Source organism: Dietzia sp. CW19 (assembly GCF_014145265.1).
GTDB lineage: Bacteria > Actinomycetota > Actinomycetes > Mycobacteriales > Mycobacteriaceae > Dietzia > Dietzia natronolimnaea.
Genome location: NZ_JAALEE010000068.1, coordinates 1 through 5,916, shown reverse-complemented (window position 1 = coordinate 5,916; position 5,916 = coordinate 1). Strand labels below are relative to the sequence as shown.

The window sequence follows — 5,916 nt, the reverse complement described above, 5'->3', positions numbered from 1 at the left end:
GTGCCCGTACTGGCCGGGCTGCCCGGAACCGGGAGGGGGCGGACCGACGTCCGCCGGGCCCGGTCGCCGACCGTCGTCGCGGGGACCATACGGGCTCTCCGGCCGCTGACCGTATCCACCCGGACCCGCGCCCGGACCCGAGGCCCACTCGTCGCCGGGCCGGGGACCACCCGTGCCCCGATCGTTCTCGTTCTCCATATCCGACATGGTTCCTCACCGCGCTGTGTGCCCGCTGAGACGACCGCGTCCCCCGTCGATCAGTTCGGGGGGAGCTCACACCCGGGGATGGTCATCCGCACCTCGGTGCCCCCACCGTCCGCGTCATGGATCTCCACGGTGCCTCCGTGCCGGGTGACCACCTGGCGGACGATCGCCAACCCGAGCCCCGAACCGGGCATCGCCCGTGCCTCCCGCGAGCGGTGGAATCGCTCGAAGACCAGCTGCCTGTCCTCCTCAGGGATACCCGGCCCCTGGTCGGCGACGGTCAACTCCACGACCGACTCCGACACCGGGTTCATCCGGACCGTCACCGTTCCCCCGGTCGGGCTCCACTTGGCCGCGTTGTCGCAGATGTTCAGCACCGCACGCTCGATCCCCGCGTTGTCACCGAACGAGTACCAGGGCGCCAGATCCACGTCGAACCGCACGTCGTGACGCCGCCGACGGACCCGCTCGAGGGCCCGCTCGACCGCCTCCGACACCGCGACCGGCTCCAGCTCGACCTCCCCGGAATCCTCACGGGCGAGCTCGACCAGGTCCCCGACCAGCTGGGTGAGCTCGGAGATCTGACCGATCACGTCGACCTCGAGCGCCCCCCTGTCCGCGGCCGGGATGGTCGGCGCCCCCGGCCTGCTCGCGGCGATCAGTAGTTCCACGTTGGTCCGGAGACTGGTCAGCGGTGTCTTGAGCTCGTGCCCGGCATCGGCCACGAGCCGCGATTGTCGATCCCTGCTCTCCCCCAGCGCCACGAGCATCTGGTTGAAGCTGGCGGTGAGCCGGGCGATCTCGTCATCACCCGCCACCGGGATGGGCCGCAGGTCGTCGGTCCTGGCGATCCGCTCCACCGCCCTGGTCAACCGGGCGACCGGCGCCAGACCCGTGCGCCCCACCGCCGTACCGGCCACCGCCGCCAGCGCGATGCCGGCCGCACCCACCAGCGTCAGGACGATCGCCAGACGATTGAGGGCCGCCCTGGTGGGGCTCAGGTCCTGCGCCAGGATGAGTGTCGAACCGTCGCGGACCCCCACCGCATAGATCTGCTTGCCCCCGGCCGTCCGCAGGCTCGACTCGGTCTCGCCGCGGACCACGGCGATCTCGGGGCCGCCGATCTGGAAGGGTTCGCCGGTGGCCGTCCGCACACCGGAGGGCGCGACGATCTGCGCGTCCAGATTGGGGTTGAAGGCCCGCAGCGCGATGAGGGTGCTCCGGGACTGGAGGGCGAACTCCGACGCGAGCTGGCTGTTGACCAGTTGGTCGGCCTGTTGCTGGAGCCGGTTGTTGACCTCGCTGTACATCGACCCGGACACGACGAAGTACGCCGCGACGGCCATCAGGGCCACCGCGACGCCCACCGAACTCGCCGCCAACAGGGTGACCCGCTGGTGCAGGGAGATCGGTGTGGAGCCCCACCCCACCGTGCGGGCTCGCACTACGGCGTCTCGCGCAACACGTATCCCACGCCACGCACGGTGTGGATCAGACGACTCTCGCCGTCGCCCTCGGTCTTACGCCGGAGGTACCCGATGTACACCTCGAGCGCGTTCCCCGACGTGGGGAAGTCGTAACCCCACACCTCCTCGAGGATGTGGCTCCGGGTGAGGACACGACGGGGATGGTGCAGGAGCAACTCGAGCAGGGAGAACTCCGTCCGGGTCAGCTGGATCCGGCGCTCCCCCCGGTTGACCTCGCGGGTCGCCAGGTCCATCCGCAGGTCCTCGAACTCCAACACCTCGTCCACGTCCTCGGCCTCCGGACCCCGACGACGCAGCAACGCCCGCAGCCGGGCCAACAGCTCCTCCAGCGCGAAGGGCTTGGGCAGGTAGTCGTCGGCACCCGCGTCCAGGCCCGCCACCCGCTCGGACACCGCGTCCCGGGCGGTGAGCATGAGCACGGGCAGGTCGTCCCCCCGACTCCGCAGTATCCGGCACACCTCGAGGCCGTCGCGGCGGGGCATCATGACGTCGAGGATCACCGCGTCCGGACGGTTCGCGTCGAGCCGTTCGACCGCCTCGACCCCGTCCCCCGCGAGCTCCACCGAATAACCGTTGAACGTGAGGGAACGGCGCAGGGATTCACGCACGGCCTGGTCATCGTCCACAACGAGGATCTTCATACCGGGAAGTCTCCCGCACCCGCCTGAACCACGGCTGAGGAATACCGCGACCGATGCGCGGTCCGCGCCGGCTCCTGATGACGCCGACGAGCCCGGTGGGTCCGGGGGGACCCACCGGGCTCGTGACCGGGCGTGTGCGTGCGACGCGCGGGCGCCGCGGAGCTCAGTTCGTCTCGGCGATCAGTCGACCGACACTCAGCGGTCGAGGTCGACCAGGCCGAGCTTGGCGGCCTTGACCAGGCGACGCGGCAGCACCACGGCGCGGCCGTCGATCTTGGTCTCCTGGAGGGCCGGGTTCTCGGCCTTCCACTGCGAGCGGCGGGAATGGGTGTTGGCGCGCGAGAGGCGACGCTTCGGAACTGCCATGACTGTTACGTCCTCTGAGGTCTCGGGTGTGGGTGTGGGTCGGCGGCGGAGCACCGACCCGCGGCTCACTTGGTGCGGCGGGTGCGGTTGCCGTAACGGCGCTGGAACTTCTCGACACGGCCGGCCGTGTCCATGACGCGCTGCGCGCCGGTCCAGAACGGGTGCGACTCACTGGTCACGTCGACCACGATGAGCGGGTAGGAGTTGCCGTCCTCCCACTCGACGGTCCGCTCGCTCTTCGCGGTGGAGCGGGTGAGGAACTTGGTGCCGGTGCCCGAGTCCTGGAAGACCACCGGGTGGTAGTCGGGGTGGATGTCGTTCTTCATACTGGATCCCTCTAGCTCGGTAGAAGTCTTGGGTCTGGCGCCCGCCCCGTCAGGGGCACGCAACTGCCAGTGGCCGAACCGGGGATCCCGGTATCAGCACACGCATCGGTAGATCGTACCCGTACGATGACCGCGTACCCAATTCGCACGCTCCGCCGGCCGTCCCCACCGGCGTTGACGTGCTGATTACCGTTTCCCGCGGTCGGGCCGTAAACTAGACCATCGCTGTTGTCTGCACGTTTGCTATCGCCTCTCACGGTGCCCGCGACGTGGTGATCCGCTGCTGTTCGGCCCAGGCCGACCGGGAGCCCCGACCATCACGCGCCACCGTACGAGGAGGCGGAAGGAGAACCACGCCATGTCGGCGCATTGCCAGGTAACGGGACGGAAGCCGGGTTTCGGCAAGTCCGTCTCGCACTCACACCGCAGGACCAACCGTCGCTGGAACCCGAACATCCAGCGCCGTAGCTACTTCGTGCCCTCCGAGGGTCGTCGCGTCACGCTGACGGTCTCCACCAAGGGCATCAAGACCATCGACCGCGATGGCATCGAGGCCGTCGTGGCCCGTATCCGCGCCCGTGGGGAGAAGATCTGAGATGGCACGTAACGACGTTCGACCCATCATCAAGCTCAAGTCCACGGCCGGGACCGGGTTCACGTACGTGACCCGCAAGAACCGCCGTAACAACCCGGACCGCATCGTCCTCAAGAAGTTCGACCCGGTCGTCCGTAAGCACGTCGAATTCCGAGAGGAGCGCTGACCCGTGGCCAAGAAGTCAAAGATCGCGCGCAACGAGCAGCGCAAGGCCAAGGTGGCCCGGTTCGCCGAGCGCCGCGCCGAGCTCAAGGCAATCATCAAGAACCCCGAGAGCACGGACGAGGCGCGCATGGACGCCCAGACCGCGCTCAACAAGATGCCGCGTGACGCCTCGCCCGTGCGGGTGCGTAACCGCGACGTCGCCGATGGCCGCCCCCGCGGCTACCTCCGCAAGTTCGGCCTCTCCCGCGTCCGCATGCGCGAGATGGCCCACCGTGGCGAGCTGCCCGGTGTCACGAAGTCGAGTTGGTGAGTAGGTAATCATGGCAAAAGCGCGTAGCACCCCGTCCAAGAAGATCCGTGCCCAGGAGGGTCGTCGGCCCAAGAAGAACCCGTTGAAGGTCGCGGGTATCGAGACGGTCGACTACAAGGACGTCAACACCCTCCGCACGTTCATCTCCGATCGTGGCAAGATCCGTTCGCGCCGCGTCACCGGCCTCACGCCGCAGCAGCAGCGTCAGGTCGCCGTCGCGGTCAAGAACGCCCGTGAGATGGCACTGCTGCCGTTCACCAGCCGCTGAGCCCTTGCTCGGCGCGGTCGAACCGCACCGCACGTCCCGTCCGCGGTAAATAGCCGCCGACACAGGCAACAGCAACCCGATCGGGGTCGCGCCTCCTGCCCGCAGGAGTGCTCGGCCCCGATCGGCGTTACCGCTCCCCTCCCCCGAACCCCAGGAGTCCGCAGTGGCCGGCGTCCTCAACGGCTTCGCCGTGATCGTCGCGGTCGTCGCACTCGGGTGGCTGCTCGCCCGTTCCCGGGTCCTCGGTTCCGACGCCCGACTGGTGCTCAACCGGCTCGTGTTCTTCGTCGCCACCCCGGCCCTGCTGTTCGACGCCCTCGCCCGGACCACGCTCGACCAGGTCTTCACCGGCGTCTTCGTGGTCTCCGCCGCGACGGCGATCGTCATGGCGGTGGCCTACGTGCTCATCGCGAAACTGTGGCTCCGGCGGCCGGCCGCCGACCTCGCCGTCGGCGCCCTGTCCGCCAGCTACGTCAACTCGGCCAACCTGGGCATCCCCATCGCCGTCTACGTCCTGGGGGACTTCGGGTTCGTCATGCCCCTGTTGCTCTTCCAGGTGGCGGTGCTCCAGCCGATCGCCATCGCCGTACTCGAGCGCGCCGCCCGGGCGGAGGGCACGACCGATGGCGGCGGAGGTGCGTTCTCCTCGGCGCTCCAGGCCGCCCGGACCCCGCTGGTCCTGGCCGCGCTGGCCGGGGTGGTGGTGGCGGCATTGCCGTGGTCGCCGCCCGAACGGCTGCTCGAGCCGGTCCACCTGGTCGGTCAGATCTCGGTCCCCGGCGCACTCCTGGTGTTCGGCATGTCCCTCTACGGCGTGAAGGTGCTCGAGGCCGGAGCGTCACCGCGCCGGGAGATCGCCCTGGCCAGCGGCCTGAAGCTGGTCGCACACCCCCTGCTCGCGTACGCCGTCGGCAGCGGCCTCATGGGGATGCGGGGTCACGAACTCCTCACCGTGGTGGTGGCCGCCGCCCTGCCCACGGCGCAGAACGTGCTCGTGGTGGCCACCCGATACGGCCACGGGACGCTGCTCGCCCGCGACTCGGCGGTCCTCACCACACTCGGGGCGCTCCCCGTCCTGCTGCTGGTGTCCGCACTGCTGGCCTGAGCTCCGCCGGGCACCGCCCCACGTGCACCCCTCAGGCCGAGCCCGCCGCGACGATGCCGGCGAACACGACCGCGTTGTTGACGCCATGGAGCACGATCCCGGGCACGATCGACCGGTACCACTGCGCCATCACGCACAGCGAGATCCCCACCACCACCAGGTAGGGCAGCGCGGGTGGGATCAGGTGCACGGCGGCGAAGACCGCCCCCGCGAGCGCGATCCCCGGAACCGCCCGGAACCTCGCTCTCAGCGCGGGTAGGACGATCCCCCGGAAGACCACCTCCTCGGCCACGGGCACGAGCACCGCGACGGCGAGCAGCCCGAGGACCACGAACGCCGGCCCGCCGGTGGCGAGGTCCTCGAGCCCGTCGTCGGAGCCCTCCGGCCCCGCCCCCAGCGGGACGAGCACGACCATGGACGCCGCGACCCCCGCGAGCATCACCGCCGGG

10 protein-coding genes are annotated in these 5,916 nt (G+C 69.7%); 5 read left to right on the top strand and 5 right to left on the bottom strand.

The features are described 5' to 3' along the window. Positions 1 to 257: 257 nt before the first annotated feature. From G6021_RS02525 to G6021_RS02510, 4 genes are all read right to left on the bottom strand, one after another. Positions 258 to 1,649 carry a HAMP domain-containing sensor histidine kinase gene (locus G6021_RS02525; protein ID WP_179525842.1) on the bottom strand — a complete coding sequence of 464 codons (1,392 nt, stop codon included), beginning with the start codon at positions 1,647 to 1,649 and terminating at the stop codon, positions 258 to 260. After that, entirely contained in the window at positions 1,649 to 2,332 is a 684-nt protein-coding gene (locus G6021_RS02520; protein WP_182617164.1) for a response regulator transcription factor, read from the bottom strand. Before G6021_RS02520 ends, G6021_RS02525 begins: the two co-directional genes overlap by 1 nt. Before the next feature lie 195 nt (positions 2,333 to 2,527). After that, complete coding sequence (rpmF, locus tag G6021_RS02515) at positions 2,528 to 2,698, bottom strand: 50S ribosomal protein L32 (RefSeq protein ID WP_179525844.1); 171 nt, start codon at positions 2,696 to 2,698, stop codon at positions 2,528 to 2,530. 65 nt (positions 2,699 to 2,763) lie between these two features. Beyond that, a complete protein-coding gene (locus G6021_RS02510; protein ID WP_095718598.1) occupies positions 2,764 to 3,024 on the bottom strand; it encodes a type B 50S ribosomal protein L31 in 261 nt (86 codons plus the stop codon). A gap of 358 nt (positions 3,025 to 3,382) precedes the next feature. Between G6021_RS02510 and rpmB the strand changes: the two genes are divergently transcribed. The 5 genes from rpmB (at position 3,383) to G6021_RS02485 (ending at position 5,467) form a co-directional block, all read left to right on the top strand. Next, positions 3,383 to 3,619 (top strand): 50S ribosomal protein L28, encoded by a 237-nt coding sequence (gene rpmB, locus G6021_RS02505; RefSeq protein ID WP_010542299.1) that lies wholly within the window; start codon positions 3,383 to 3,385, stop codon positions 3,617 to 3,619. 1 nt (position 3,620) lies between these two features. Then, positions 3,621 to 3,785, top strand: a complete 165-nt coding sequence (gene rpmG, locus G6021_RS02500) for a 50S ribosomal protein L33 (protein ID WP_017836290.1) — start codon at positions 3,621 to 3,623, stop codon at positions 3,783 to 3,785. Between the two features lie 3 nt (positions 3,786 to 3,788). Next, positions 3,789 to 4,094, top strand: coding sequence for a 30S ribosomal protein S14 (gene rpsN, locus G6021_RS02495; protein WP_017836289.1), 306 nt, complete (start codon positions 3,789 to 3,791; stop codon positions 4,092 to 4,094). Positions 4,095 to 4,104: 10 nt separating this feature from the next. Further along, a complete protein-coding gene (rpsR, locus tag G6021_RS02490; RefSeq protein WP_007632792.1) occupies positions 4,105 to 4,362 on the top strand; it encodes a 30S ribosomal protein S18 in 258 nt (85 codons plus the stop codon). 163 nt (positions 4,363 to 4,525) lie between these two features. Continuing rightward, positions 4,526 to 5,467 carry an AEC family transporter gene (locus G6021_RS02485; protein ID WP_182617162.1) on the top strand — a complete coding sequence of 314 codons (942 nt, stop codon included), beginning with the start codon at positions 4,526 to 4,528 and terminating at the stop codon, positions 5,465 to 5,467. 31 nt (positions 5,468 to 5,498) lie between these two features. On the opposite strand, the gene G6021_RS02480 is transcribed toward G6021_RS02485, so the two are convergent. Then, positions 5,499 to 5,916, bottom strand: a 418-nt coding sequence (locus tag G6021_RS02480; RefSeq protein WP_182640607.1) for a CPBP family intramembrane glutamic endopeptidase, incomplete at its 5' end; no start/stop codon positions are given.